This window comes from Ellagibacter isourolithinifaciens, from assembly GCF_008831035.1.
In the GTDB taxonomy this organism is placed as follows: Bacteria; Actinomycetota; Coriobacteriia; order Coriobacteriales; family Eggerthellaceae; genus Ellagibacter; species Ellagibacter isourolithinifaciens.
Genome location: NZ_WAJR01000017.1, coordinates 22,814 through 48,122, shown reverse-complemented (window position 1 = coordinate 48,122; position 25,309 = coordinate 22,814). Strand labels below are relative to the sequence as shown.

Here is a 25,309-nt window from a genome sequence, read left to right as displayed (position 1 = left end):
GTGATTCCTTTCCGTCTATCGCATCCCGGATTGGATGCTTGCGACGGATTCTATGGCGGTACCGCAATTGGTTGATTCGCAGTACCGGAATTTGCTGACTGTCAGTACCAAGAGGGCTTACTACTCATTCGAGCTTTTGCTCGATATAATCCAAAACGCGATCGACATTGGCTGAAGAGATATTGCGTTTAGCCACAAGAGTGCCGAACTCCGTGCTGAATAGTCCTTCTGTCGGCTTTAAGACAACATGTTGAGGGAGCGTTCGCATTCCCTCGGCGAGCTTAGGGGCAAAACTGACCGCCTGATGCTCGATGACTTGGTCGTACACAACAGAGCTAGCATTGGTAATCGTTTTGATATTGTCTTCTCTTACATAATCATCGAGAGCGTCGCCTAGGACAGTATCCCGGTACCGCGCAATCTGACATGAGTCAAGATCCTTCGGAGTAATCACCTTTTTCGAAGAGAGCGGAGAGAATTCGGATACCACCGCAACGAGGGGCGACACGGCGAGAGGGCGATACACCAAATCCTCTTCCTCGATTGCCGCCTCGACGATTTGCCGATGTCGATTGGTCGCAGGAAACGACACAATTCCCAAGCAGTCCTCATTCTCCCTTGACAATAAGTGAGGAACCAGGCGATAGATATTTGCCTCGTTGACTTTTACCGCAAAGGGGAATAAGCCTGGCTGTTGCAAGCCGAGCAACGTGAGCAGATAGCGCGACACGCAGGAAGTGACCGTCACCCTCACGATTCCCTGACTTGGGGCGATTTCCGAGAGCTTGTACTTAGTGAGCGCCCCACGTGCGTCGTCGTACTGCGCGATTATGCCCTCGACGCGCTCGGCAAGTTCCTTTCCCGCCGGAGTGAGAGTCACCGCATTGTTGTTGTAGGCCATAAGAGTGATACCGAAGTCTTTTTCAAGCTGGTGCAATGCCCTGCTCAGACCCTGTGGCGTCATGTAATACTCCGCCGCGGTCTTCGATATCGAGAGCGACTTGGAAAAGTCCCGAAAATAATACAGGTACTCAATATGCATAAGACCGCCTCCCCCTCAGTCAAGAAATGCATAGTAATTACTGTATCATGGAAGCCCCATCATTTGGCTGGATAGAACAAAATGGCGCGACCTGGGCAGTAGCAAAGCCCTGGGTCGCGCCATTATGTCAGTTGAGCTATTTCCCAGATGGAGGCTTCGGCGCACCCGGCACCGTCGGAGCGCCGGGAGCAACTGGTGCTCCACCTGCCGAAGGAGCCGCGGGAGCGCCTTCGGGCGGAAGCGGAGCCTTACAGAAGGGGCAATTAACTGGTCGGAAATTCGGTGACACGATTTTCTTTCCGCATTCTGGGCAAATGAGCGGACCTGACGTTGTGTCCGGTGGCCTGAAACACATAACATCCTCCTCTTTCGTTACTATCGCTATGCATTGACTCGCCTTAACGAAATCGCAAGCCAATAGTATCGAGCGAGTCAGTGCGTTCCAAGCAACTAACAGTGAGACCCACCCCCACGAGTTGTTGTGCGAAGACTGAAGTCGAGATACTTGCTTCTGCTTTCGAAAAAGAACACGAGGAATGGCCGATTCCGGCACGAAAGCCGAGGTATCCCACGGGGAGTGCGTAGGGACGGAAAAGCCCTCGAGTTGGGCGTTTGTGCGGCCTGGCGTTTCTTCTCGAGAGCGATCCATCAACCCGCAGCAGCCTCCTGAGGAGGGGCTTCATCCGTGGGATCCCTCGGTTTTCGTGCCAGAATTCCTTGTTTGCTGTGTACTTTTGCGAGATTCGATTAGCTTCCTTGCTAGTTTCGCAAGATTGAGCCACTCTGGAGATTCTCACTCGCGCGCGCTCGCCGTCTCGCAGCCCGCATCAGCTCGCGTAACTCAGGTTGTTAGCCCTTGTTCTCGCGCGTCAGCAGGTTCGAGAGCGCGCGAACGTAGATTTCAGTGCACTTGTCGAGGTCCTCGATGGCAATAAACTCGTTCGGGAGATGCGACATCTCCACCTGACCGGGAAAGATCGGGCCGAAAGCGACGGTGTTCCTCATCGTTCGCGCAAACGTCGCGGCCCTGCCGCTACATCTGGCTTACCAAGTTGTCGGTCTCGCGCGCGATGCGCATCTCCTCGTCGGTGGTGACGACGCAGATCTTGATGGGGGTGTCTAATGGGGCCATCGTCGATGAGCGCGGCTTTTGTACTCGTCACAAGCGACGCGTATCCACTTGCGTGGTACGCTTTGCAGAGAGTCTTACGAGCCATCGAAGGAGCCTGGATGCAGTTGGAAACCCCGAACGACATCACTCTCAAGGCAGACGACGCCGAACTCGCACACGCAACGCTTCTCACCACCGAGGGCGCAACGTGCGTTGCCGTTCGCAACGACGAGGTCGCGATCACTCGAGAACGCGGCGTAAAGCCCCTCCTCCAATGGATTTCCGAGGGCCGAAGCTTCGAGGGCTGGTCTGTCGCCGACAAGGTTGTGGGCAAAGCGCCAGCTCTTCTGTACGTGCAGCTCAAGCCCGCTGTGGTCTACGCGATTGCCATGAGCGAGGCCGCACGCGATATCCTGCTGGCAAACGGGATAGCCTGCGGCTGCGAGGACCTGGTTCCCTTTATAATGAACCACGCGGGTGACGGGCAGTGTCCCATGGACGCCTGCGTCGCTGGTATCTCCGACCCACGCGAAGCCGAACGAGCGATTCGCGAATGCGCCCGCCAGATGGCGGCCTCGCGCAAGTAGTGGGCCGCTGTAGCTGTCGCGCATACGCCGAGGCGCCTCGGCAAGCAAGGCGCTCCCATCACGGGCAAACATGCAATCACGGCGAAGTCGAGAACGGGCCGCAGTATCTGAACAAGAACCCTTTGATGTTCACCTACAAGGGTCATACCATAGATGATGTCGAAGCGGGCGCAGGCAATCCGGTTTGCAGCGCCCGCCTTGCATGATGGCGGAAATCCCTCGACGACGCCCGGTGCCGCGGAAGACGGCCCATAATCGTCGACTTTCCCGATATTTGTAGATTTGGCTCGATAGCCCCATTCTCCCAGGCTGGAGAATATGATTGAGCCAATAACTTCCTTATGAGGAGGAACGGATATGTTCAAAGTCTCTAAGCGCACGCTGCTTCTTATCGCCGGCATTGTTTGGCTTGCCGCCGGCGGTAACATTGCCTGGCTGGGCATCCAGGCGTTCGCTCAAATCAACATGAGCTACGTCTGGGCAATCATCCTCGGCGCCGTCGTGGTGTTCACCCTGTTCCACATGAAGATCTTCTCGAAGATGGTGGGCAAGCATTCGAATCGAATCGCCGCCTACGAAGACGACAAAATCGGCTTTTGGCGCTTCTTCGACGCATCGGGCTACATCATGATGGCGATCATGATGTCGGGCGGAATCTCGCTGCGCGCGTTTGGCCTGGTCCCGATGTGGTTCATCGCCTTCTTCTACACCGGTTTGGGCATCGCACTCGCGCTTTCGGGCGTAAGCTTCCTCGTGCGCTTCGCGCGTCGCAGCGGCACCCCCGCAACGTGCCCCTTTAGCTTCCTTACGCTCTCGCGCGGAAAGGAATAGAGCACGCGAAGTATTGCGAAGGCGCCAACATCAAGCACGTCTGCTACGGGACGCTAGCAGGCGGACTTCTCGCGAAGCGGTGGGAAGGCGTCGGTGCGATCAAGCCCGAGACGCGCTCGCAGGTGAAATACCTCCAGGTGCTCGAGGATTCCGTCGGGTACGAGGGATATCAGAAGCTGCTCGAGCTGCTCGAAGAGATCGCCTCCCACTACGGCGTCGGCGTCTCGCATGTCGCGACTAAGTACATCCTGAACCGACCAAGCGTTGCCTGCGCCATCGTCGGCGTGCGCAACAGCCGCCACGTTGCCGATAACTGCAAGATCTTCGGGTTCGAACTTTCGCCCGAGGACGAGGCGGCCATCACGGCGTTCCTCGACGGATACCCGCGCCTTCAGGGCGACTGCTACACACTCGAGCGCGAGAGCCCACGATACAAGAGCATCATCCATATGAACGTGAACGAGGAGGAGCAGGGTGGAAACGACGCCCTGGCCGGCAAGTAAAGGCGACGCCGAGGCCTCATATCGTAGGCAAGCGGGCCGCTCTAAGAGTTCCCCCCTCGGACGGCCTGTTCATTTGCGGCGTTTACGTTTCGCACCGCAGACTGCACAGGCAGAGCAGAAATCGAGTGATCCGCCTCTCTTCGTAACGAGAAGGAGCCAGGCTCGCGCCGAGACTTCGCATCCTCGTGGCGCCGCGCATTTTGGCGGGGCGATTCCCTATAATGGTTGCTAGCAAATGAGGGGATGCAAGGGGGGCATATGGAAATTGGCGGACGGAGTTCTTTCCCGAGAAACACGCTTGGGACGGCAACCATCAACATCGTTCTCGACCATCTAAGCGATTTCGAGATCGTCTCGACGCCTGAGAACCCGAATCGCACCGTGTCCTGGTGCAGCGCCCCTCTTCCACCCGATAAGCAGGCTCCTTACGACGACCGCGTCACCCTCTACGTCATCGAGGCCAGCGATGCCGAGGAGCTTTTCGCGCAGCGTTCGCATGCAATCGGGCTAATCGCCCTGCAGCAAGACGAGCCTTTCTCGCCCGATGCGCCGCCCTTCCCCGCAGACCTTTTGCGCCAGCTCGTTATCGTCCGCAGCAAAACGCCGATCAGCAAGACAAAGCTTTTGGGGGCCGTCATGTCGACGGTCTATTCCTGCCTCTTCTCGATACGTGAATGGGCAGCCAACCTTGCGGGAATCGTATCGAGAGAGGGCACAATTCAGGAGCTCATCGACGAGAGCGAGCAGCTGTTCGACAACTTCATCGATGTGAACGACTCAACGTACAGCCTCATCGCACGTACCAAAAAAATCGAGCCCGCCGATCCGCTTTCGACCGAGCTCGTGCGCCTGGGCTGCCACAATCTCGACGCCATCAAAGCCGCAGAGTCGATCGGCGCCTTCGGAGAATGGCGCGATCAAGCGGAGGTCAATGTGTTCGGGCCGGACGAGACCGTTCCGTTCAAGTACGTCACGTGCGTTTTGAAGGACGGGAACTCCTACGCTGGCCACATCGTCATGGTCTGCAACAACCATAACGTGACGCCCGGCATGGTGGATATGTTCAGGATACTATCGAACGCCTGCCAACAAATCGTAAGCAGCGCGTTTTTCAACGAGTCTCCCACCGCGCTTTTCTTAAGAAAGCTCATCGACAACGCACGGTTGACCCAAGCCTACTTCGACGAGCAATCATCCCTGCTTGGCCTAGATACCACGGGTTGGTTCGGACTGGGAATGATCGACTACCGTGGGGGCGAATACTCCGAGCAGCCATCGTGGGTCGCATCCATGTTGCAGAAGACCTTCCCTGACTACCAGGTCTTTTCCTACGAGGATTCGCTTCTTGTGCTGAGCTTTTGCAAGGAAGGGCACGTCGAGCGACGCAAGGAGGATTTCGAGAAGCTCGACGCGTTTTGCCAGGAGATGAAATGCGCGGCTTACGCGTCAGACACGTTCGAGCACCTGCGCAACCTTCGTTTCGCGTTCGCGCAAACCCGCATCGCGCGGTCGTATAAATCCTGCATCGATATCGAAATGCGACCGCTCGACAACATCGACAGCCGGCGAGTGTTCCACTTCGGCGACGCGTTCGCGTACTACTGCCTCGACGGGCGCGAGACGGACCCCGACCTGTGGTCGTTTTGCATGGACCACACCATCTTGGACGACATCGTCGCCGCCGAGCCTGGCCACAGCATAAGCGACGTGAAGCTTTTGTACTGCTACCTGTTCAACGAGCGCAAGACCACGCCGACGGCGCAGCAGCTGCATATGCACCGCAACAACGTGCTCTACCGCATCGGCAGCATCGAGAAGCGCTTCGGAATCGACCTGGGACAGTTCGGCACGCGCGAGCGCCTGATCAGCTGCTATCGGTACAAGATTCTCACCTCGAACAAGTTCCGCCAGCTGCTTGTCTAGGGGCGAAATGGCATAGCAGAGCAGCACCTGCGCCTTTCATCTTGCGCGAAGATACCGCCATGTGATATAAGAATGTTGGTGGCGCTTGTCGCTACCTCCAAGTGCCGGGGGAAGTCCCCCGGCGATTTTTTCTATGTTTCAAAGAGGCCAATGGCAAAAGAGCTCAGTATATTCGTAGATGAAAGCGGCGACCGTGGAGGCGAGGCGCGCTATTATCTCCTCACCCTCGTTTTCCACGATCAGGCAAACGATATCATGAGGGAAATTCTTGCCTACGAGAAGCGACTGTCCGTGGCTGGCCTACCCAACATCGCGTTCCATTCCGAACCATTATTAAATGGCCACAAAGAATACGGGAACCTCACTATCGAGCAACGAAAAAAGATGCTCGTCACCTTCTCTGCGCTCGTGCGCCGCCTTCCTATCAGCTACACCTCGTTCGTCTACCGCAGAAACGAATACGACGACCTGGCGAAGCTCACCGCTCGTATGAAGCGCGACATCTCCAATCTATTGTATAACCGCCTCCAGTTCTTCCAGTCCTTCGACGAGGTAAAAGTCTACTACGACAACGGTCAGGACATCGTAAAGCAGGCGCTCGACCAGTCCATCTGCTTTATGCTATCGAAAGGTGTGGTGGAACGCCGCAAAACTTCGATGACGGACTACACGCTCGAACAGGCCGCGGACTACTTCTGCACTATAGAATTGGCCGCCGTCAAATATGACGCCAACGAAGACGGAAAGACATACAACAAATTCTTCGGAGGGTCCCGAGATTTCAAGAAGAACTGGCTCAAGCAGGCACGTCGCATGTCGATCTGATACGTAAGACTGCGCTCCATTCGCAGAACAGGGCGGGAGAAATCACCCGACCCTAATCCAGTTCCAAGCACATAAGGGGGGCCTCCCTCCGTGGAGAAAGGCCCCCCTTTCTGCAGGTGGGACGGATGCCCGACCCCGTTTCACCTCGTTAAGCACCCTATCGAGTGGAAGCTGTGCCCCCTACCCCGCGGCGGGGCGGAAGACGACCGAGTTCGGCGTGCGACGCTGCAACTTCGTCAGCTCCTCAAGCTCTCCAAACTCCATCACCCCCGCCTGGCAATGGTGGACACACATGGGAAGCCGTCCCTCGCCAACGCGCTCGCTGCACAGATCACACAAGCTTGTCGGCAACGGAAGGTAGGTGAACTCCCACGAACCGTCCTCTTTTTGACGGGGACCATCCTGCAGCACATGGATTCCCCATTGCCCCTTCTTCAGATGGTGTTCCTTCTTGCACGCAACCTCGCAAGTGTGGCATCCCGTGCAATACCCGTAATCGATGAAAAGACCGTAAGTCATGATGCCCCCTAGCACGCGCTCTCGGACGGATGGATCATCTCGTCGTGGTTGGACATGGTGATGCGCTCGTAATCCCAGCCGCCACCTGCCACTATTTCGGTCGGGGTCGGTGCGCTGTTCTCGGGCGTGCAGCGATAGATTTTGCACAAAAAGCCCTTGTACGGAGCACCATAGCCCGTCTCGCCGTACGCCATCTGCGTGGTGAGGTTGTTGATGTTCGAGTCGAAGACGCCAAACAGGTTCGGGGCGCCGGCCTCGGTCTCGGGGAACCACCAGCCGTGCTCGGCGTTGATCACGCCCGGCTTCATCTGGGGCGTCAGGTGGGCGCGTTGGCGGCAACGGCCCCGACCGTTCTCAATCCAGCACCAGTCGCCTTCGCCAATTCCGTACTCCTCGGCGGTCTCAGGGTTCACGTCGAACAGCGGGTCTGGATGAAGCTCGCGCATCGTTTCCTGATTGCGACCCTCAGAGTGGAAGAACTCCCAGGAGCGATGCCCCGTCGTGATGACGATCGGATACTCCTTGAGCTTCTCAGGACTGCTCACAGGGCTCTCCCACGGCTCTTCGTACTTCGGCAACGGGTCGAGCCTAAACGACGCGAACGCGGGCGAATATAGCTCGATGCGGCCGGTCGCCGTGTTGAACCCTGGCTTGCCGTCGGTTCTCAGCAGGCCCTTCTCGTGGCGATAGTATTCAACCTGCGGCCACGTCGTGACCTTCTCCACCTGGTCGGCGAAGGTTTGCCCCTCCGGCGCATTGTGCGAGTTGTAGGTTATCTGCCACTGACAGAGCTCAGCTTCGGTGGTGATGTCGTGGAAGACCTCGTGCGCGAGCTCGGGGTTCAAGCGGTTGATCAGGTCGATAGTAATCTGATTGTCCGAGCGCGCTTCGCCCTGCGGCGCCACAACGGGCATGCACGCGCGCGTCGGGGCCCACCATTCGCGGATGGAGGTTCGCTCGGCTGCCATCGCGATGGGAAGGAACAGGTCGCAAACCGCGCTCGCCGTCGGCGTCATGACGTAGTCGAGCACCACGTTGAAGTCCATCTTCATCATGGCCTCGTACACGCGCGGAGCCTCGGCGCCCATGTTCGTGATGGGATTGGTGCCCTCGAGATAGAGCATCTTGATGGGGTACGGATCGCCCGTCTCGATGGCATTAAGCATGCAGTCTGCCTGGGCACACGCCGTAACGCCGAACTGATGCATGGGGGACATGGTGTTGCCGAGCCGCTTCGCTTGAAGCTCTGGATCGAGCCATTTCCACCCGCACGAGTAAGAGAGCTCCATGTCCCACGGAAGGCGCGCCATGCGCATTCCGCCGGGGGCCTCGAGGTTTCCAGTCAGTGCCGAAAGCGCCATGATGGCGTGCACCTCGTGAACACCGTTGGCGTGGGCGTCGGTCGCAAGGCCCCATTGCAGCGTTGCAGGCCGCGCAGAGCCAAACAGTCGCGCGGCACGTCGAATGTCCTCCGCGTCGATTCCGCACACTTCCGCCGCGCGCTCGGGCGTCCAGTCCTTCACGCGCTCGGAGAGCTCATCGAACCCGTAGGTCCACTTCTCCACGAAATCGTGGTCGTAAAGGTCTTCGCCGATGACCACGTTGATCATCGCCATAGCAAGCGCCGCATCGGTCGCGGGACGAACCTGCAGGAGCACCTCGGCGTGCGCCGCAAGCCAGGTGACCTCAGGATCGACGACCACAAGCTTCGTGCCGCCACGGCGCATCGCATCAACGATCCAATGCCCGAAAAAGCCGTCGCCGTTGGAAACGATCGGGTTGTTACCCCAGATCAAGCACACTTCCGGCCATATGTAGCGGGGATCGTCGTAGCGTAGCTCGGAGAACTGCGACATGTCGGCGACGGGGCAATCGCCGTGCGTGATCATCGTGCCCGCCATGCGGGGGAGCATGCATGAGTCGCCCGTCAGAAAGCCGCACGCCAAGTTCGGCGTCTTGAACGCGATATAGCACGTGAGCGCCAGCTGGCAGTTCACGTCGCGCCCGGTGCCGACGAGCCCGACGATGGACTCGGGGCCGTAGTCCTTCTGGATGCGGCGAACGTTCTCCTCGATAAGGTCGTACGCCTCGTCCCAGCTGCACTGCTCCCACGCACCGTCGTCGCCACGCTTGGCGGGGTCGCGGCGCATGGGGTGGACGATTCGGTCCTTCCCGTAAATCGCCTCGAGTTGATTCAGGCAGCGGATGCACAGGCGCCCCTGGTTGAAGGCAGCGCGCGGGTCGCCCTCGACGTGGTCGAGCACACCATCCTTCACGTAATACACCAGACCGCACCCGTTATGACAGCCGGGCGCCGACCAATGGGTCGAGCGGAACACGTCGAATTCCCCTTCTTTCCAGTGCCGCTCGCCTCGATAGAGCTCTTCGTTGTACTTCGTCATCTTCTCTCCCCTCTCGATTTCTCTCACTTCACCTTGTCGTTTTCGTTTCAATTCGCAATCGGCGTGTTGTACGGACAGTCCACAAAGCCGGAATCCGCAGGTTTGTCGCCCTGCCCGCAAGGCCACGCACACCATTTCCCACTGCGCTGGCACAACACGGAAGCGACCGCGACCATCCCCAACAGCTCTTCGCCGCATTTGGGACAAGGAAGGCTGCCCGCCGAGAGGACTTCTCCCTTGGAGAAGAACGTGACCGCGCCGCACGAGGGGCACGTCGCGACCTTCTGCTTCGGCGGCTTGCACCTTCCGCAGACAGGGTTGCACGCCCAGCACATATCGTCTCCTATCTAGCAAAAAGGGCGGGACCCCGATTTCGAAGTCCCGCCCGCGAGGGATTTGACCTTCCCAGCGCACAGGGGGGATACGCGCTGCGAGGCAAAGGTTGTCTTACTTGCTGGATTCCTCGGCCGCAGAGGCGCGATTGCCCGTGACGAGCTTCGGGAGGAACAGGGCGGAAATCAGCACAAGCGCCGTCAGGATCGCATACGCTGCACCGTTGAGCAGGTCGTAGTTCAGGCCACAGATAGGAGCCACCACATAGGACGGGATGAGGAACGCGAAGGCGTTCTGGATGGTGGAGTGCAGGCCGCCTGCAGCGCCCATGTGCTCGCGGCTGATGTCGGGAAGCTGCGCCGGAAGCGCTTTCGACAGCGGAAGCACACCGCCGACCAGGACGGACACAATCATGACGCCCACGGCAGTGGCAATGCCGTCAAGCATGAACCAGTAGATGCCGATGCCGACGATAACTGCCGCGCACAGGCCGACGAGCCACCACTTCTCGTTGTGGGTCTTCGAGAAGATGAGCGGGAACATGATGCCGCCAACCGAGCAGGTGATGTTGCAGATAGACGAAGTGAGCGTCGCGAAGGTGTAGTCGAGTGCCTTGCCGCCGACGGTGGGATCGCCGGAGAGCGCAGCGACGAGGTAGCCGTTGTTGACCGCGCCGGCAGCCATGACAAAGCCGATGACGAGGCAGGCAACCCACAGGTTCTTCGACTTCACGACGACGCCGAGATGCTTCATGACAGGCTCGACGATGCGCTGCTCGTTATCGGGGTGCTTCTTGTAGAGCACCGCCCACAGCACGGCGACGATCACGGAGAGCACGGCGACCGCGACGAACACCGGAGTGGGCTCGGTGGCCATGCCGGCCAGCGGCACGGCGAGCGCGCAACCGACGGTGGCGCAGCAGAGATAAATACCCATGGCGACGCTGATCATCTTGCCAGGGAACCACAGGCTGATGATCTTCGCGGAGTTCGCGTTCAGAGCAGCCAGACCGAAGCCGAAGATGACCGACGTCACGAACATGCCGGCGAACCCGCCCCAGAAGATGCGCAGGATAGCGCCGATCGCGGAGATTGCCAAGCCGATGACGAGCACCTTCTTGATGCCCATGCGGTCGGCCATGGTGCCGGTTACCATGCAGAACAGAAAGCCAGTCAGATACGAGCAGCTCGTGAGCATCATGAACTGCTGGGCATCGAAGGCCCACGGACCTGTTGGATTCAAAAGGATGCCGGCCATGCCCGCGAACACGAGCGTGGAGCCGTTCACGACGATGCAGGCAAGGCCCATGAGCGCCAGAATGATCCAGCGATAGCCGTATACCTTTTCGCCATCGATAATCTTGTAGTTCATTTTTCCCCTTTCATTGTTGCACCTCGCCGATGCAATCCCGCGCGCATCGGCGAAGCGACATCACTCGATGTTACCGCGCTCCCCCCGCTTGCCGACGCCCCCGAGGGGCGCCGGCAAAGGGCGCGATATCGACCAATCAGTTAGTCAAGCGAGAACACGACGGAGCGCGGCTGCTCGACAAGGCGCTTGGAGAGCTCCTCCATGTCGCCGTATTCCATGCATGCTGCCTCGCAGTGGTGCACGCAGCTGGGAAGCTTGCCGATCTCGGTGCGCTCGGCGCACAGGTCACACAGCTTGGTGGGAATGGGAAGGTAGGTGTATTCCCAATCGCCGTTGATGTTCTTGTGCGGACCGTACTGGGCGATCTTGATGCCGAACTCGCCCGCAGGAAGCTTCTTCTCCTGGGAGCACGCCATTTCGCAGGCGTGGCAGCCGAAGCAGATGTCGTAGTTGATGAAAAGACCCATCTTGCTCATGTTCGTCCCCCTCTCTTACTGTTGCTCGCCGTACGCGGCGACCGCCGGGTTGCCGTATTCGGGATTCTTCGTGAAACCGCCGTTCACCACGACCTCGGTGCCAGGCATGACCGCGCTGTTCTCCGGCGTGCAGGGATAGATCTTGCACAGCGTGCTGCGGAAGTCGGCGCCGAAGCTGTAGGGCCCGGGGTTGCAGTTTTCGGTGAGGTTGTTGATGTTGCTGTCGAACGCGCCGAACAGATGCGGGGCATTGCCGTCCTGCTCAGGAAACCACCAGCCGTGGTCAGCCTCGACGACGCCCTTCATGATGCCCTCGGTGATAAGGGCGCGCTGACGGCAGCGGCCGCGCTTGCCCTCGATCCACACCCAGGCGTTGTCGGAAACGCCGAGTTCCTTCGCGTCCTCAGGATTGATGCGGACACGCGGATCGGGGTACGTCGCGCGCATATGGGCCTGTTCGCGCTGCTCGGAGTGGAAGAACTCGAAGTTGCGCGCACCCGTGGTAAGGACGAGCGGGAACTTCTCGAAGAGCTCCGGCGTGGAGACGGGGCTTTCGGCCGGCTCCTCGTACTTGGGCATAGGCTCAAGGCCAAGGTTGGAGAACATGGTGCACCACAGCTCGATGCGGCCCGTCGCGGTGGCGAAACCGGGCTGGCCGTCGGGACGCAGGCCGCCGGTCTTGTACTGGTAGTACGGACGGTCGGGCCAGTCGTAGTTCTTGCCGTCGGCCTTGCCGTCGTAGAGATCCTGGAAGCTCCACGTATGGTTCGGAGCCTGCTGAACGATGTACTCGAGCATGTCCATGTCGGTGCTGATGCCCTTCGACTGGAAGAACTCGGGGTTCATCTTGTTGCCGAGCAGCACCACGATCTCCTCGTCGGACTTCGCCTCGTAGTACGTCGAGATCTTGCGGTTCGCGCGCATCGGGGTGAACCAGCAGCGAAGCGTGTTGCGCTCCCAATTCATAGCGATGGGAAGGACCAGGTCAACACAGCCAGCGATGTACGGCGTCATGCGGTAGTCGCACGCGACGGCGAAGTCGACGTTCATAAGCGCGTGATAGGCGCGGGAGGCGTCGGGCGCCATGTTCACGAACGGGTTCGTGCCCATGCAGAAGCTCATGCGCATCGGCGGGTTGTTCGTCTCGAGCGCCTTCATGAGGATGTCGGGCTGACCGAGCGCGGAGAAGCCCACGGAGTGCAGCGGGAATTCCTTGTCGCCCAGGCGCTTCGCCTTCATCTCGGGGGTGAGGACGCCCTCGTCCCAACCGGCGACGTAGGACATGACCGTGCCCCACGGGTCGTAGGCGATGGTGTTGCCGCCGGGGTTCTCGTAGTTGCCGGTGATGGCGAGCATGTTGAAGATGGACTGGTACGCAGCGACGCCGTTGCGCTTCTGGTCGTTCGAAACGCCGAAAGGAGCGGCGCAGGCGCCGTTTGTAGCGATGAAGCGGGCAGCCTTGCGGATGTCGTCGGCATCGCACCAGGCGACTTCGGCCGCCTTCTCAGGCGTCCACTCCGAGCAGCGCTCGCGCCACTCGTCAAAGCCGTAGCACCACTTCTCGACGAATTCGTGGTCGTAGAGGTCCTCCTCCATGATGACGTGGTTCATGGCCATCGCGACCGCCGCGTCGGTGCCGGGACGGATCTGGATCTGCACCGCAGCCTTCGCGGACATCCAGTTGATCATCGGGTCGATGACCACGAGCTGCGAGCCGCGCTTCATGGCGTCGGTAATCCAGAAGCCCTGGAAGCAGTCGGCGTTGGAACGCAGCGGGTTCGCGCCCCAGATGAGGATGGTTCCCGGAACGGTGAAGTCGGGGTAATCCATCATCTGCTCGTTGAACTGGCCGAAGTCGGACACCGGATAACCGCCCATGAGGGCCACGGTCGCCGCCGTGCGCGGAACAGCGCAGGAGTCGCCGGAGAACAGCGCGCAGAAGGTGTTCGGCGAGCCGAACGCATTGTTTATGATCCAGGGGACCTGCCAGCAGATGTTGCGGCCGGTACCCACCATGCCGAAGATCGATTCGCGGCCGTAGCCCTTGCCGTCGATCTCGTTCTTCACGTAGTTGGCGATGTAGTCGAGGGCCTCATCCCAGCTGATGCGCTCGAAAGCGTCGATGTTGCCGCGATCTTCCTTCTTGCGGAGCAAGGGGTACTTCAAGCGGTTTTCCTGATAGCCCGCTTCGTGCAGGTTCAGGCAGCGCGCACACAGGCGGCCGTTGTTGTAGGGGAACAGCGGATCGCCCTCGGCGTGGTCCATCACGCCGTCTTTCAGGTAGTACAGGATGCCGCAGCTGTTGTGACATCCGGGAGGGGTCCATTGGAAGCCACGGCAAACCGTGTACTCCCCCTCTTCCCACTCGAGCTCGCCCTTGTGATAGAGCTCTTCGAGATTCTTCTGCTCCATTCCTTCTCTCCTTCTCCTCTTCGTCTGAAGTCATCCACAGCGGGCGGTCGGAGACGATGGAGGGACAAGCGCACAAGAACAGCGGTGCGCATGCTCGCCTTCGGCCACCCGCAGGGGGAGTCTCTTGGAGTTGAGGAAGCCATTGGCGTCGGCACTTGCGGAGAAGCAGTTCGTGCTTTGGCGAGAGCCCGCCTTAATCGTTTCCCCCTCAAACCCCTTCGAGATAACGCTAGTATGCGAGGGTGCAGATGCACAAAGCACCGTCGAGCAGCCAAAGTTGCCGCGATTTATTTGGGCAGTTTGTTTTCGCAGGTAGATTGCGCAAACTGGTATTTTTTTGAAAGAAAATGCACTAGTTGGGGCGCCTGGATAGCATATTATTGACGAATTGAAAGGTCGTTGACACATGGTAAACGGCAATTGATTGTGCAGATGCACAAATGTAAGATACGTTGCCTGTGCAAAAAAGGACTGCGATTCGAGACGAAACCGCAGTCCTGTCCAAAGAAGTCGCTGAGACTAGGTGCAATCGGACGAGCGCGAATAACAGCGCATCGAAAGCGACGTTAGAGGTAGCTTCGATGAATGAGGTAGTCGCGAACCTCGTACCAATGCTCAGGCTTCACCAGGTAATACAGGTACGAGTCGATCACATCGTAGCGGGAAAGCCCCCGACCCACGATTTTGAAGCTGCCTACGCCGAGATCGTTCGCGTAATGGCGGATTTGATCGTTTTTCAGGAAGACGTCGCCCTCAATGAGGCCGTTTAGGAAGCCCCACGCCTGAGGCGCGGGCTTGTGCTTGCACTCGAAGGCGCAAGGGACACCCTTGATCTGGCTCTCGCTCGTCGCGCGGTAATGCTCGGTGCGGTACGGGCAGCCGAGCGTGCAGTACTCGTTCGCCATGACCTCGAGCTTTTCGGGATGGTCGATGGAAGATATCACCTGCTCGTCATGAGTGAGGTTGTAGTTGAGCACCACGCGATCGAACTCGCCGATCTCGCGGTTCGTCGCTTCGACAGATGGCAGCTGCTTAGTTGTCGACGATATTCGACGAAGGCGAGGGTGCGTGCTTCGGACATATTCATCCATCGCGTCGGTGTAGAGAATCACCCCGTTGGGCAGGTCGCCGTCAGGCGATTGCTCATCAAGCAGGGACAGGATACGCTTGCCGTACGCGCCGCGCTCGATTGCGGCGGACGTTGCGAGCTGGTTGGTGAACGTGACGTTGCAGGCGACGCCCAGGTTGCGATATCGCGCAAGGCATTTCTCCACGTCGCCGAGAGAAATGGCCTCCCCGAGGTTGTTGCGCCCGCCGCAGAGAAGGCTTCCGGGGAACCCGCCGTAGACGCTCTCTATCGCGACGTCGTCGAAGAAGATGTCGCGAGCGTCGCGGTAAAACGACAGGAACAGCAGGTTCAAGTCGGGAAATTCCGTCATTCCCGGCAACGTGTAGGAAACCATGGGACCCCCTTGTATTCGGCCTGTTTCTCATTATGCGGGCACCAACGTGAGCTAGGCGCGCACAGAGGCCCAATGCTTTCCAACCGAGATTGTGCAAAGCGACAAGCAGGGATGGGAATGGGGCACCAGCCACGATCAGCCACGGCGGGCTGCGGGACAAGCGAGCGTGATGAGGAGAGCACCAGGAGGCAGAAGGCCATCGCCTCCCTCCCAGCCCAGGAGCAGCCCCGAGAGCGTGATGGCTATGAACTACGCCAACGGCGCAATCTCGCCCCTGCCGTTCATGATGCCTCGCAGACTTATAATAGGTTACCGAACATAGTGTTCCGTATCTTTCCAAGAGGAGAACACCACAGGCAAGGGCAAATGGCAGCCATCGTGCCATTCGAACAAGAGAGGCGAAATGAACGATTCAATGGATAGACGCGTGCGCAAGAGCAGAGCCGCCATCTTCGGCGCATTCGAAGAGCTGTTGCGACAGAAGAGCTATGCGTCGATAACGGTCGGCGACATCACCGAGACCGCGGACGTCGGACGCACGACGTTCTACGCACACTTCCAGACGAAGGACGCCTTGCTCGACGAGCTTTGCAAGGACATTTTCGCCCATGTGATCGCCCCTGCGCCGGAAAAGGGGCACTCCTTCTCTTCCGACAGCACGGAAGAGCAGCTTCTCCACGTGCTCTACCATCTGGCCGAGCAACGCGATCGGCTGGCACCGCTGCTCGCGAGCCCGAGCAGCCATTTGTTCTGGGAGGCTATCGAAAGCCAGTTCGTCGCCTTCTTCGAGGAGCGCATCGGGACGAGCGTGAGGATTAAGCCGGGCGTGCAGGATGAGCTTTATGCAGAGCATCTTGGAAAGACGCTCTGCGAAGTGGTGCGGTGGTGGTTCGCCGGAAAACTTGCCGAAGGGCCGAAAGCCGCGCTGGCGAGCTTCCTCAGCCTCACGGATGTCTCTTTTGCCACCGCTCAGGGAGGTTCGCACGTGGAATACGATTCTCCCGCTATCGTGGATTCCGCCGTACCCGCGGCGCTCAAGCGCAGCCTGCTCGATCTCCTTTCCGAGAAGCTCTTGAGCCGCATCTCGGTGCGCGAGCTGGCGGCGGGGGCGAACATCGGAAGGACGACGTTCTATGACTATTACCCCAACATCCTCGCGGTCTACCAGGAGCTCGTGGACGACTCCTTCTCCGACGTCCGCACCGTCATCGATCAGTTCGGGTGCGGCCGATGCGCTGCTTCGGAGAAGATGCCCTTCTGTGAGCGCCTGCGGGTTCGGGATGAGTACGCTGTCGTGATAGAGGACCCCCAGTTCTCCCGCGTCTGGATGAACCGTCTCGGCGCCAGTCCGACGAGCGCGCCCACGCGCGGCGTCCTCACGGATGCAGGAATCCCCCTGCCCCAAGCCGAGGCGGTGATGCTCTTCCAGTCGAGCGGATGCCTCATGGTCGCCCGCTCGCCCTTCGGCAAACGCGATGACTGGAGCCTGACGCGAAGGACGCTGGACGAGTTCGTCTCGGGCGGCTTCGATCGCCTCACGAAGGGGTCTTTCCCACAATAGGCTCGTCTCGACACTTGAGGGTTGCCTGTTCGCACTTTGCATGCCTCACCAAAGAGTGAGACTCGCCCGACTAAAATCAGGGCATTAGCTCCGATTCTGGCAGGAAGGCGCCCTCACTTTGATTTTCGACGTAGTCATGCATACCATGCTCATCTTCTTCCTCATCCTGGCCACCGGCTTCGTGGCGGGCAAGATCGGCGTCATCAAGCGCGATTTCCTGCCCGAGTTCGCCAGGCTTATCACCAAGGTGCTCCTGCCTTGCCTCATCTTCTACGCGACGGTCACCGGCTGCACGCGCCAAGCGATGGCCGACAACCTTCCCATGATGGCGCTCGCCGCCGGGTTCTACGCGACCATCACACTCATCACGTTTTTGCTCATGAAGCTGATGCGACTGCCCTACGACCAGGGACGCGTCTTCATGTTCTGCTTCATCTTCGGCAACACGGGATTCGTGGGCATTCCTCTCATGTCGTCGGTCTTCCCCGACCTGGGGCTACTCTACATGGCGCTCTTCAGCATCGTGGACACGCCCGTGTTCTGGACACTAGGCGTGTGGCTGGCTACGCCCAAGGAGCGCAGGGCCGAGCACTTCGAGGGGAGTGAGACGGAAGGCGGCAGCGTCCACAGCCTCCGCCATATGGCGAAGAACGTGGCAGACGTGCTGCTCGTTCCCAACATCGTGGCCATGGCGCTCGCCTTTGTATTCGTCTTGGCCGAGATCCCGCTGCCCGGCCTGCTTGCCGATGCGTTTTCCATGGTGGCGTCGGCCACTTCGGCCATGTGCATGATTTACCTGGGGGCGCTCTTATGTTTCTCGAATGTCCTTGCCGCCGTCAGACGCAAAGAGCTCTACGTGGGCGTCGTTGTGAAGATGGTGCTGCTTCCTTGCGCTATCGCGCTTCTGCTGCACCAGACGCCGCTGCCCTCCGACATGGTGACCGCCATCACGCTCATCGCGGCGCTTCCCACCATGACCATCGTCCCCATGATCGCCGCGCAGCGCGGCCCCTACGGCGACTATGCCGCAGGCATCACCGTGGCCACGCTTGCGCTGTCCCTCGTCACCATCCCACTCGTCACGTTCCTCGTGCTGTAGACGCAAGACGGAAAGACCATTTACGGAGGATGCTGCCTTCATGCAAGAGGCGGGATTCAGAAGCGTCATCCGGCTGGACGACAAGCTGAACCTCGACGGAGTGGAGCTTGCGCACACGCCGACGCTTCATCCAAATCGCGATGATTCGGGACGGGTTTTCGTCAGCATCCCCATGTGCCGAGTTTTATCGTAGCGAATACACGACAAGCAGGGATGGGAATGGGGCATCAGCCGAGATCCGCCACGGCGGGCTACGGGACAGGCGCCAGACGAACGATTCCCGTACGCGGAGCGATAAGCGAGATGGGGTCCGTCACCGCTTGCCTCCGCAAAAGCGCCCGAGCTACGAGACAGGGGTCGGGTGATTTATCTCGCGCTCCTCCACTTCCCAGATGCGCACAAATATCGGGGGGTCCTGCCAGAAAATGCATCCCCGCGAACGAGGTGCTACCTCAGTTGCAGCTGCCGTTGCCGATGCAAGGAGAAGCCACCACCCAGACGAAGCTGCAAAGGCTCATCTGAACAATTCGTCGTGACTGCCGGTGCGCTCGAAATAGGCGACGCTATCATTTGACGACCAGATAACAAGCCAGTCGCCCGAGTTCGCAACATGGCATTCGCTCCTGCCCGCCCAACTTCCCGAAAGCCGGTGCATATTGTGCCGGCGCCGAAGAATCTCCATGGACTCGGGCGAGTTCTCGAGAACAAAATCGATGAGGCTCTGGAGTTCGACGAGATCCCAATTGCGACGATGGGCCTTCTTTTTGAGGTCGCGCGAGAACGCGGCGGAGAATTCCGCCGTCAACCTCCCCATCAGCGCATCGCCGCTGCGATAAGATCCGCGCCGTTATCGTAGCGACCCTCTTTGCCGGAAGAGAGGAAGGCATCGCCCTCGCGAATCGCCTCAAGGCTTTCGGCATTTGGCTCTTCGGGGGCGAAGGTGAGGGGGATGCGGCGGGTGTTCACCATCTGCTTGTAAAACGCGCGCGTTACGGAAGACAGGTCGAGACCGTAGTAGTCGGCCACCTCGGAGGCATCTCGTTTCAGATCCTCGTCGATGCGAATGGTCAAAGTCGAGCTCGCCATAAACACTCCAATCAGCTTTCGTATGTGCAAATATATTGTAATGCACTGACAGTTTAAGTTTCAAGAACCAACCAGTCGCCAATAACTCAAAAAGCATCAGCCAGATAGATTAAATAGGCAACATGAGGGCAATCTACCCGATTGACGGCCGAGACAGAGCTCGGATGATCTGTCTCACTTGTGCTGCTCGCAGCTATAGCAAACGGTATTTCTAGCCCCCTTCTTTCCGAGCCAATCCTCTTCAGCCTCTTCACGCAGACCATGGTGCCAGCGAGCCAGGTATCCCTCGCCTTTCCCAATTTGAGCCCGTGGATACTTTACCTGCAGACGACCCGCAGGTTATATAAGTCGCAGGACCATGCGCGTCGCGCCCGGCAAATCGGAAAACCCGAAGCGGCGATAAAAAGCCGATACGGCCTCCCCCGTCGGGTCGACGACAAGAGCCCTCGCGCCAGCAAGCTCAGAAACCTTAAGAGAGTTCAGGATCGCATCGCGCAGGAGTTGGACTCCCAGGCCCATGCCCTGATAGCGCTCGTCTACGCCGAGCATGCCCAGAAGAATCGCAGGGACCTGGCTCGGGGCGTTCCTCCGAAACCAGCCGCCCGACACCTCTTCGCGCGCAACCGAATGGGTCGACAGCGAGTAGAACCCGACGATATCGTCCCCACATCGCGTAACGTGCACGATCGCGGTGCCGCGCTCGCGAGCGCGAGAGGCGTAAGTGGCCGCCCATACGTCGACTATGGGGTCCCCGCAACGAAACCCGTCCATCCTCTCACCAGGGGCAAGGCGATCGGGCTTCGCGAACGTCAGCCCCATATCGACTCCCTCGCAAGAAGCTCGCGAGCCGCCTCGGGCATCGGCTCGTCAAGCAGCGCTGAGAAACGTTCGAATGCCTCATCTGACAGTCGGATGGTGTGCGCCTCGTCGATGTCGCGCCGCGCGCACTCGTCAAGGTGCATCGTTGTCCATTGGGAAAGCGTCTGGCCGCGAAGCTCGGCCGCCTTCTCGTAGTTTTTCCTCTGCGATTGAGTCAGCCGGATATCCATTCGGCAATCCTTTTCTACCGTCGCTGCTGCCATTGCTGCCTCCGTTCAATCCGATGCATAGCGTCTTAACTCATTGCACGGAGTTTTTCCGTACATAACAAGAGACAGCATCCTACGCGAATTGAACGAGGGGGCAATTTGCGAAGCCTCCCCAGAAACGGCTCCTGAGCAGACTGCGCGGGAGTTTCTAGCCCTAGCTGCACAAAGAAGCAAACGCAGACTTCACATAAAGCGAGCCTCAAAATGCGACACGGCTCCTTGAGAGAGGGAGTCCTGCCCATTTCTCAGTACTCTCGAACGCAAAGAAAACATCTGAAGAAGTGCGGCAAGGGCATCCCTTTGTTCGGCCGGAAAAGCGTCGTCAAACGCCTCGGAGAAATTACCCGATATCTGCCGAGTGCGGCCTTCGCCTTGTAATCAAACCGCAGAGAGCATCAGCTGCCTCGGTAATGCGAGCCGCATTGGATGATCTCGATGCGACCTTCTCGAATGCGGTAAACGATGCGATTGCTGTCGTCAATCCTGCGGCTCCACCATCCAGATAAGTTCTCCCTCAGCGGCTCGGGTTTCCCGATGCCGTCGTAGCCGTTGCGGTCGATGTCCTTTAGGAGGGCGTTGATTCGCCTCAAGGTCTTTCGGTCCTGCGTCTGCCAATGCAGGTAGTCGTCCCAGGCGTCATCGTCCCAAGCTTTGATCATGCCTCGTCCTCGATCGGCTCATGGACGGTTCCGCCGCTTCGCTCCATGCGCTCTTTCGCTTTGATCAAGCGGTCTTGGTTCGCTTGGCTGTAGAATGGGTCGAGGTTGTAGGACACGACGTCGAACGGCAAGCGGCGCTCGCGCAAGACGGCTTTGGCGAACATGTTGATGGCGACGGAAGTGTTCATGCCCACGTCTGCGCAGAACGCTTCCAGGCCTTTTTTAACGTCTTCGTCCATGCGAACGCTCAATGTTGTTTGCGCCATAATGGCCACCTCCTTATTAGCAGTATACTCTTTTCACTACATAGTATGCAATTTGTTTATACGTTGTTTCTATTATTTCGTACAATGTATGGCTAAATTTCGTAACTATCGACGAAAGTCATCCTGCGCGCTCTACGATTCTCCGAGCATCCTATCGACCGCGAACTCGCCCACCTGGGAGGCGCGGTCAATGTTGCGGGAGCACACGAGCGTCGTGTCGACGATCGCATGGCGCGCCATCGACTGCACCTGCCGGAGACTCGCCCCGCCCAGGAGTGCCAGCGTGACCGCCGTGTGCCGAAGGCTGCGCGCTCTTCCCTTTTTGCCGCCTTGCGTCTTTTTGGGGTCACGCGAGAAAGCGGGAGATAATATTCCGCTGCGAGCCTTCCCATCAGCGCATCGCCGCTGCAACAAGATCTACACCGTTACCGTAGAGACCCCCTTTGCCACTGCCCGACTTCACCTATCATCCCGACCGCGTCATCTACCCGATGAAGCGCGCGAAGGAAGACCGCGGGAAGAACGAGTGGGAGCGCACCACGTGGGAAGACGCCTACAACATCATTGAAGAGAACATCGGCCGAATCAAAAAAGAGCATGGGCCTGAATCGATAGTGGTGTTCGGCGGAACCGGCCGAGAAGGCGGACCCATGTGCGGGCCCTACGGCATGGCGATGATCGACATCATCATCCAGGAAGACTTGTACGACCACGACTTCGTCGATCGTTTCTGCTACGGCTTCGAGCAGCTGGCGGAGCGCGTCGCCACGATGCCCGCCGAAAAAGCTGCGGAGATCTGCGGTCTCGACGTCGAGTTTCGCGAACGCCACAGGTCCATGGTCGGTACCCACTACGGCGCCTCGCCGAACATGCTCGGTTCCGTAGTCGACGCAGTGAAAGTCGGCGAAACGAAGGGCGACCTTGAAATCCAGTACGAACTCGGTACCCGCCTCAACCCCGGCACCTATGCACGCTTTGCCAACTTCGAGGAGTTCAGGGCCGAGTTCCGCATGGGCAATTGCGGCATGACCTATGAAGAGCTCAAGGAGAAGGTCGTTTACCAGCGCGAGGTCAACTACCGAAAGTACGAGACCGGACGCCTTCGCCCCGACGGACAGCCCGGCTTCAACACGCCGACGGGCCGCATCGAGCTGTACTCCACAATGTTCCGCCAGTTCGGCGAGGATCCGCTGCCTTATTATGAAGAGCCGCAGCAGTCCCCCGTATCGACACCGGAGCTTATGGACGAGTACCCGTTCGTTCTCACCACGGGTGCGCGCACCTACGCTTATTTCCACTCCGAGGGCAAGCAGATTCCCCTGCTTCGCGAGCTCAATCCCGATCCGCTGCTTGAGATTCACCCGAAGGACGCCGCCAAGCTTGGCATTGCGGACGGCGAGTGGGTCAACGTCGAGAACCAATTCGACAAATGCGAGCTGAAAGCGAGGGTCGTCCCCGTCGTGAAGCCAGGTGTCGTCCACGCTCAGCACGGCTTCTGGTTCCCCGAAGAAGATGGGGGAGGAACCGCATCTGTTCGGCGTATGGCGCTCCAATATCAATGAGCTTGTTCCGCATAAAAATGTCGGCAAACTTGGCTTTGGTGCGCCGTTCAAATGCCTTATCTGCAAAGTTGAAAAGATCGCGAAGTAAGGAGCGCCGAGATATGAGAAACGGACTTCTGATTGACTACGAGTTCTGCACCGGATGCCAGTCCTGCGAGATCGCCTGCAAGCAAGAGCACGGATTCGGCATCGGAAAATGGGGCATTCGCGTGCTTGATGAGGGGCCTTGGGAAATCGACGAGAAGACGGTGAACTGGAACAAAATCCCGACCCCGACTTCTCTGTGCGACCTCTGCGCAGAGCGCACGGCAGGAGGAAAACTGCCGACCTGCGTGCACCACTGCCTCGCCGGCGTCATGAAGTTTGGGCCGATCGATCAGCTCGTCGAGGAGCTTGACAAGAAGCCTAACCAGGTGCTTTCGTCCCCGGACCATACACCTGCAAGGCGTAGCGATACGCATAGCTCCCCTCATATCGCCTGGGAAAGTATCCCCCTTCGTGCACCAGGCGACACTCTACAACGGCCCGAGGCATTGATTGCCCCGGGCCGTTTCATGAGCAGGTGATGAGTTTATATGGCGCGCGTTCGAACAACAATTGGCTTCGCGTTGACAGTCCACGAGGGAATTTCGCGGTGCCGCTTCTCCTACTTCCCAAGGAGACGAATCGGCACCACAACGATCCCCTCGGCAACTTCGTGAGCGTACTCGCCCACTCCTGTGATCACCGCCATGAACTCAGGAGGCCTTGTCTGTGAGCGGGGGTTTTCGCACACCTTGCGACGCATGCGTTCAAGGCTCGCGACCCCTTTTTCCACCTTGTCCTCGCTGACCTTGAACTCGAATGCCGCCCAACGGCCATCGGCAAGCTGCACGATAGCGTCAGCCTCGACCCCCGAGTCATCGCGATAGTAGCGAACGGGCACATCATCGAGCAGATCGAGCGCCCGAGCGTAAACCGACAGATCGCGCACCGCCATGTTCTCGAACACCAGCCCGAACGTCTGCCAATCGGCAAGGAGCGCAGCAGGCGACATGCCGAGCAGCGCGCAAGCAAGGCTCGGGTCGGCAAGGTAGCGCTTGGGCTTCGTCGCGAAACGCTTCCTATCGCGGGCAGGAGGCGCCCATCCGGGAACCTCCTCCACGATGTACATGCCCTTGAGCGCATCGAGGTAGGCGCGCACCCGCCCCTCGTCGATTACGCTGAGCGGATTCTCCTCGGCGCCGAACATGTCGTTGATTATCGTCTTGTACGTAGCAGCTTGCCCCAGGTTCCGAGCAAGCGAGGACGCGAGCCTGCGGGCGATATCAGGATCGAGGCCGAGCGCAGGAATGCTCACGCCAAGTGCCGCCGTAACGTACTCGCGGGCAATAAGCTGCGCCGCATCGACTTCCATGTCGACAGCCTCCGGCCAGCCGCCTCGACAAGCAGCTTCGACAAGCCCCACCGTGTCGCGCTCGGCAACACACGGCGTGAATTCACCAGCGAACAAACCCTCGAGACTGACCTGTCCGGTTGACTCCCCGGACTCGAACAAGCTCATGGGGCTCATGCGAACGCGACCTATCCGCCCAGCGCCGCTATGCGCGGGCCCCTGCTCGCCTTGGCGGGTTGCAGGCGTCGAGGACCCTGTAAGTATGAAAGCGCCGCGCGTCCCTCGCGCTCGGTCGACCTCATGGCGGACGCAATCCCAGATGGCGGGGACGCGCTGCCATTCGTCGATTACATGAGGACGATCCCCTATCAGCATCATAGACGGGTCAGCTCGAGCCAAATCCAAGTTCTCGTCAACATAGGAAACCGAGGCTCCTTGCATAAGGGCTGACCACGTCTTGCCACACCACTTCGTCCCCGCTATCTCGACAGCACCAAACGCCTTCAGGTACCGCTCGATTTGCGCATCGGCAACGCGCGGCATATACCCTTCAGGCTTCTCGTACTTCGCTCCCATAGCGCCTTCCCCTCGCTCGCAACATTGGTGAAAGTGTAGCGTCTTTTAAGTGCATTGCGGATGCTGATTCGGATTTTCCTGTTAGATTTATTCGGGTTTTCCAATTGTTGACATTCGGATTTTCCTTACAATGTGCAGTTTAGCGAATTGAATAGCACATCAAACAGCGAAAACGCACGTTGCCCCATGAAAGGCAATGCGAACCACCTACAAGATAAAGGTCATGGCCTTGCGTGGTC

Annotated in this window: 25 protein-coding genes; 9 read left to right on the top strand and 16 right to left on the bottom strand. The window is 58.9% G+C overall.

Annotation, left to right across the window (positions count from 1 at the left end; all coding sequences use genetic code 11):
* Positions 1–124: 124 nt before the first annotated feature.
* Positions 125–1,042 (bottom strand): LysR family transcriptional regulator, encoded by a 918-nt coding sequence (locus F8C90_RS07425; protein ID WP_158049887.1) that lies wholly within the window; start codon positions 1,040–1,042, stop codon positions 125–127.
* Positions 1,043–1,891: 849 nt separating this feature from the next.
* Positions 1,892–2,047: a M20 family metallopeptidase gene (locus F8C90_RS07420; protein WP_158049886.1), complete on the bottom strand. Its 156-nt coding sequence runs from the start codon at positions 2,045–2,047 to the stop codon at positions 1,892–1,894.
* Between the two features lie 225 nt (positions 2,048–2,272).
* Here F8C90_RS07420 and F8C90_RS07415 point away from each other — a divergent pair, with 225 nt between their 5' ends.
* From F8C90_RS07415 to F8C90_RS07395, 5 genes are all read left to right on the top strand, one after another.
* Positions 2,273–2,740 carry a DUF1893 domain-containing protein gene (locus tag F8C90_RS07415; protein WP_170264597.1) on the top strand — a complete coding sequence of 156 codons (468 nt, stop codon included), beginning with the start codon at positions 2,273–2,275 and terminating at the stop codon, positions 2,738–2,740.
* Positions 2,741–3,097: 357 nt separating this feature from the next.
* Complete coding sequence (locus F8C90_RS07410; protein ID WP_158049884.1) at positions 3,098–3,571, top strand: hypothetical protein; 474 nt, start codon at positions 3,098–3,100, stop codon at positions 3,569–3,571.
* A complete protein-coding gene (locus F8C90_RS07405; protein WP_158049883.1) occupies positions 3,568–4,074 on the top strand; it encodes an aldo/keto reductase in 507 nt (168 codons plus the stop codon). The genes F8C90_RS07410 and F8C90_RS07405 overlap by 4 nt, the downstream gene beginning before the upstream one ends.
* 258 nt (positions 4,075–4,332) lie before the next feature.
* The gene (locus F8C90_RS07400) at positions 4,333–5,997 is read left to right on the top strand and encodes a PucR family transcriptional regulator (protein ID WP_170264596.1); all 1,665 of its coding nucleotides are present in this window, start codon (positions 4,333–4,335) and stop codon (positions 5,995–5,997) included.
* A 150-nt stretch (positions 5,998–6,147) separates the two neighbouring features.
* Positions 6,148–6,822, top strand: a complete 675-nt coding sequence (locus F8C90_RS07395) for a DUF3800 domain-containing protein (protein WP_158049881.1) — start codon at positions 6,148–6,150, stop codon at positions 6,820–6,822.
* Positions 6,823–7,002: 180 nt separating this feature from the next.
* On the opposite strand, the gene F8C90_RS07390 is transcribed toward F8C90_RS07395, so the two are convergent.
* The 7 genes from F8C90_RS07390 to F8C90_RS07360 form a co-directional block, all read right to left on the bottom strand.
* Positions 7,003–7,341, bottom strand: a complete 339-nt coding sequence (locus tag F8C90_RS07390; RefSeq protein ID WP_158049880.1) for a 4Fe-4S dicluster domain-containing protein — start codon at positions 7,339–7,341, stop codon at positions 7,003–7,005.
* Positions 7,342–7,349: 8 nt separating this feature from the next.
* Complete coding sequence (locus tag F8C90_RS07385) at positions 7,350–9,743, bottom strand: molybdopterin-dependent oxidoreductase (RefSeq protein ID WP_158049879.1); 2,394 nt, start codon at positions 9,741–9,743, stop codon at positions 7,350–7,352.
* 47 nt (positions 9,744–9,790) lie between these two features.
* Positions 9,791–10,078 (bottom strand): hypothetical protein, encoded by a 288-nt coding sequence (locus F8C90_RS07380; RefSeq protein ID WP_158049878.1) that lies wholly within the window; start codon positions 10,076–10,078, stop codon positions 9,791–9,793.
* A gap of 112 nt (positions 10,079–10,190) precedes the next feature.
* A complete protein-coding gene (locus tag F8C90_RS07375) occupies positions 10,191–11,447 on the bottom strand; it encodes an MFS transporter (RefSeq protein WP_158049877.1) in 1,257 nt (418 codons plus the stop codon).
* 140 nt (positions 11,448–11,587) lie between these two features.
* Positions 11,588–11,923 carry a 4Fe-4S dicluster domain-containing protein gene (locus tag F8C90_RS07370; protein ID WP_158049876.1) on the bottom strand — a complete coding sequence of 112 codons (336 nt, stop codon included), beginning with the start codon at positions 11,921–11,923 and terminating at the stop codon, positions 11,588–11,590.
* 15 nt (positions 11,924–11,938) lie between these two features.
* Positions 11,939–14,335, bottom strand: coding sequence for a molybdopterin-dependent oxidoreductase (locus F8C90_RS07365; RefSeq protein WP_158049875.1), 2,397 nt, complete (start codon positions 14,333–14,335; stop codon positions 11,939–11,941).
* A 566-nt stretch (positions 14,336–14,901) separates the two neighbouring features.
* Positions 14,902–15,798, bottom strand: a complete 897-nt coding sequence (locus tag F8C90_RS07360) for a hypothetical protein (RefSeq protein ID WP_158049874.1) — start codon at positions 15,796–15,798, stop codon at positions 14,902–14,904.
* 403 nt (positions 15,799–16,201) lie between these two features.
* On the opposite strand from F8C90_RS07360, the gene F8C90_RS07355 reads away from it, so the two are divergent.
* Positions 16,202–17,359 carry a TetR/AcrR family transcriptional regulator gene (locus tag F8C90_RS07355; RefSeq protein ID WP_158049873.1) on the top strand — a complete coding sequence of 386 codons (1,158 nt, stop codon included), beginning with the start codon at positions 16,202–16,204 and terminating at the stop codon, positions 17,357–17,359.
* A 118-nt stretch (positions 17,360–17,477) separates the two neighbouring features.
* Complete coding sequence (locus F8C90_RS07350; protein ID WP_158049872.1) at positions 17,478–18,458, top strand: AEC family transporter; 981 nt, start codon at positions 17,478–17,480, stop codon at positions 18,456–18,458.
* Between the two features lie 514 nt (positions 18,459–18,972).
* Here F8C90_RS07350 and F8C90_RS07345 read toward each other — a convergent pair.
* The 6 genes from F8C90_RS07345 to F8C90_RS07320 all read right to left on the bottom strand — a co-directional run bounded on the left by F8C90_RS07345 (position 18,973) and on the right by F8C90_RS07320 (position 21,557).
* Complete coding sequence (locus tag F8C90_RS07345) at positions 18,973–19,272, bottom strand: type II toxin-antitoxin system RelE/ParE family toxin (protein ID WP_158049871.1); 300 nt, start codon at positions 19,270–19,272, stop codon at positions 18,973–18,975.
* Positions 19,272–19,544 (bottom strand): type II toxin-antitoxin system RelB/DinJ family antitoxin, encoded by a 273-nt coding sequence (locus F8C90_RS07340; RefSeq protein WP_170264595.1) that lies wholly within the window; start codon positions 19,542–19,544, stop codon positions 19,272–19,274. The genes F8C90_RS07345 and F8C90_RS07340 overlap by 1 nt, the downstream gene beginning before the upstream one ends.
* A gap of 339 nt (positions 19,545–19,883) precedes the next feature.
* Positions 19,884–20,363, bottom strand: a complete 480-nt coding sequence (locus tag F8C90_RS07335) for a GNAT family N-acetyltransferase (protein WP_158049870.1) — start codon at positions 20,361–20,363, stop codon at positions 19,884–19,886.
* Complete coding sequence (locus tag F8C90_RS07330; RefSeq protein WP_211361063.1) at positions 20,354–20,593, bottom strand: type II toxin-antitoxin system TacA family antitoxin; 240 nt, start codon at positions 20,591–20,593, stop codon at positions 20,354–20,356. The genes F8C90_RS07335 and F8C90_RS07330 overlap by 10 nt, the downstream gene beginning before the upstream one ends.
* Positions 20,594–21,027: 434 nt before the next feature.
* Complete coding sequence (locus tag F8C90_RS07325) at positions 21,028–21,291, bottom strand: Txe/YoeB family addiction module toxin (RefSeq protein ID WP_158049868.1); 264 nt, start codon at positions 21,289–21,291, stop codon at positions 21,028–21,030.
* The gene (locus F8C90_RS07320; protein WP_211361062.1) at positions 21,288–21,557 is read right to left on the bottom strand and encodes a type II toxin-antitoxin system RelB/DinJ family antitoxin; all 270 of its coding nucleotides are present in this window, start codon (positions 21,555–21,557) and stop codon (positions 21,288–21,290) included. Before F8C90_RS07320 ends, F8C90_RS07325 begins: the two co-directional genes overlap by 4 nt.
* A gap of 443 nt (positions 21,558–22,000) precedes the next feature.
* Between F8C90_RS07320 and F8C90_RS07315 the strand changes: the two genes are divergently transcribed.
* On the top strand, positions 22,001–23,119 hold the full coding sequence (locus F8C90_RS07315; protein WP_158049866.1) for a molybdopterin dinucleotide binding domain-containing protein: 1,119 nt from the start codon (positions 22,001–22,003) through the stop codon (positions 23,117–23,119).
* Positions 23,120–23,220: 101 nt separating this feature from the next.
* Positions 23,221–23,685, top strand: coding sequence for a 4Fe-4S dicluster domain-containing protein (locus tag F8C90_RS07310; protein ID WP_343030127.1), 465 nt, complete (start codon positions 23,221–23,223; stop codon positions 23,683–23,685).
* 80 nt (positions 23,686–23,765) lie between these two features.
* Here F8C90_RS07310 and F8C90_RS07305 read toward each other — a convergent pair whose 3' ends face one another.
* Positions 23,766–25,070 carry an ATP-binding protein gene (locus F8C90_RS07305; protein WP_158049865.1) on the bottom strand — a complete coding sequence of 435 codons (1,305 nt, stop codon included), beginning with the start codon at positions 25,068–25,070 and terminating at the stop codon, positions 23,766–23,768.
* Between the last annotated feature and the right edge of the window lie 239 nt (positions 25,071–25,309).

What these genes read in the sequence shown, in the direction of transcription:
- F8C90_RS07425 (WP_158049887.1), bottom strand. Translation starts at nt 1,042, where the DNA reads ATGCATATTGAGTACCTGTATTATTTTCGGGACTTTTCCAAGTCGCTC.
- F8C90_RS07420 (WP_158049886.1), bottom strand. Translation starts at nt 2,047, where the DNA reads ATGAGGAACACCGTCGCTTTCGGCCCGATCTTTCCCGGTCAGGTGGAG.
- F8C90_RS07415 (WP_170264597.1), top strand. Translation starts at nt 2,273, where the DNA reads ATGCAGTTGGAAACCCCGAACGACATCACTCTCAAGGCAGACGACGCC.
- F8C90_RS07410 (WP_158049884.1), top strand. Translation starts at nt 3,098, where the DNA reads ATGTTCAAAGTCTCTAAGCGCACGCTGCTTCTTATCGCCGGCATTGTT.
- F8C90_RS07400 (WP_170264596.1), top strand. Translation starts at nt 4,333, where the DNA reads ATGGAAATTGGCGGACGGAGTTCTTTCCCGAGAAACACGCTTGGGACG.
- F8C90_RS07395 (WP_158049881.1), top strand. Translation starts at nt 6,148, where the DNA reads ATGGCAAAAGAGCTCAGTATATTCGTAGATGAAAGCGGCGACCGTGGA.
- F8C90_RS07390 (WP_158049880.1), bottom strand. Translation starts at nt 7,341, where the DNA reads ATGACTTACGGTCTTTTCATCGATTACGGGTATTGCACGGGATGCCAC.
- F8C90_RS07385 (WP_158049879.1), bottom strand. Translation starts at nt 9,743, where the DNA reads ATGACGAAGTACAACGAAGAGCTCTATCGAGGCGAGCGGCACTGGAAA.
- F8C90_RS07380 (WP_158049878.1), bottom strand. Translation starts at nt 10,078, where the DNA reads ATGTGCTGGGCGTGCAACCCTGTCTGCGGAAGGTGCAAGCCGCCGAAG.
- F8C90_RS07375 (WP_158049877.1), bottom strand. Translation starts at nt 11,447, where the DNA reads ATGAACTACAAGATTATCGATGGCGAAAAGGTATACGGCTATCGCTGG.
- F8C90_RS07370 (WP_158049876.1), bottom strand. Translation starts at nt 11,923, where the DNA reads ATGAGCAAGATGGGTCTTTTCATCAACTACGACATCTGCTTCGGCTGC.
- F8C90_RS07365 (WP_158049875.1), bottom strand. Translation starts at nt 14,335, where the DNA reads ATGGAGCAGAAGAATCTCGAAGAGCTCTATCACAAGGGCGAGCTCGAG.
- F8C90_RS07360 (WP_158049874.1), bottom strand. Translation starts at nt 15,798, where the DNA reads ATGGTTTCCTACACGTTGCCGGGAATGACGGAATTTCCCGACTTGAAC.
- F8C90_RS07355 (WP_158049873.1), top strand. Translation starts at nt 16,202, where the DNA reads ATGAACGATTCAATGGATAGACGCGTGCGCAAGAGCAGAGCCGCCATC.
- F8C90_RS07345 (WP_158049871.1), bottom strand. Translation starts at nt 19,272, where the DNA reads ATGGGGAGGTTGACGGCGGAATTCTCCGCCGCGTTCTCGCGCGACCTC.
- F8C90_RS07340 (WP_170264595.1), bottom strand. Translation starts at nt 19,544, where the DNA reads ATGGCGAGCTCGACTTTGACCATTCGCATCGACGAGGATCTGAAACGA.
- F8C90_RS07335 (WP_158049870.1), bottom strand. Translation starts at nt 20,363, where the DNA reads ATGGGGCTGACGTTCGCGAAGCCCGATCGCCTTGCCCCTGGTGAGAGG.
- F8C90_RS07330 (WP_211361063.1), bottom strand. Translation starts at nt 20,593, where the DNA reads ATGGATATCCGGCTGACTCAATCGCAGAGGAAAAACTACGAGAAGGCG.
- F8C90_RS07325 (WP_158049868.1), bottom strand. Translation starts at nt 21,291, where the DNA reads ATGATCAAAGCTTGGGACGATGACGCCTGGGACGACTACCTGCATTGG.
- F8C90_RS07320 (WP_211361062.1), bottom strand. Translation starts at nt 21,557, where the DNA reads ATGGCGCAAACAACATTGAGCGTTCGCATGGACGAAGACGTTAAAAAA.
- F8C90_RS07310 (WP_343030127.1), top strand. Translation starts at nt 23,221, where the DNA reads ATGAGAAACGGACTTCTGATTGACTACGAGTTCTGCACCGGATGCCAG.
- F8C90_RS07305 (WP_158049865.1), bottom strand. Translation starts at nt 25,070, where the DNA reads ATGGGAGCGAAGTACGAGAAGCCTGAAGGGTATATGCCGCGCGTTGCC.